The 646-nt window shown below is 63.2% G+C and carries 1 protein-coding gene; it reads left to right on the top strand.

Annotated features, from left to right (window positions below; translation table 11 throughout):
- Window positions 1-625, top strand: a 625-nt coding sequence (locus tag Q673_RS29745; protein WP_023006383.1) for a DDE-type integrase/transposase/recombinase, incomplete at its 5' end; no start/stop codon positions are given.
- Window positions 626-646 lie beyond the last annotated feature (21 nt).

The raw sequence follows: 646 nt of genomic DNA, 5'->3' as shown, positions 1-646 counted from the left end.
ACTGGGCGGCCCGATCAAGGGGCAGCACTACTACCTGGTCATGATGGTCGACATCTTCAGCCGCAAGGTCACCGGCTGGGAGGTGTTCCTGGCCGAGTCGGCCCACAACTCCCGCACCGTGCTGGAGCGTGCCGTGCTGGCAGAACGGATCATTGACCAGCCGCTGGTGCTTCATGCGGACAACGGCAGCCCCTTCAAGGGCGCCACGCTGCTGGAGAAGTTGCATGAGCTCGGCATCACGCCCTCCTTCAGCCGACCGCGGGTCAGCAATGACAATCCCTACTCGGAGGCGCTGTTCCGCACCTGCAAGTACCGGCCCTGTTACCCCATACACGGGTTCGCCACGCTTAGCGACGCGCAAGAGTGGGTGGCCGGCTTCGTCCAATGGTACAACCACGAGCATCGCCACAGCGGGATCCGCCTGGTGACGCCGGCACAGCGCCATGCGGGCGAAGACAAGGCAGTGCTGGCCAAGCGCCACGTCATCAATCAGGCGGCGCGTGATGCCAATCCCGCTCGCTGGAGCGGCAAGACCCGCAACTGGACGCCGATCGGCACCGTGTCACTCAACCCGGAGCGGGAGCTCCAGGTCTCCGTCATCGAACCAGAAAAGCAGGTGGCGTGAATAAATAAATAAGGTAATCCC

It is taken from the genome of Halomonas sp. PBN3, assembly GCF_000475415.1.
Taxonomy (GTDB): Bacteria; Pseudomonadota; Gammaproteobacteria; order Pseudomonadales; family Halomonadaceae; genus Halomonas; species Halomonas shengliensis.
Note: the sequence above shows the minus strand (reverse complement) of the source record. Positions and strands in the feature narration are given on the sequence as shown.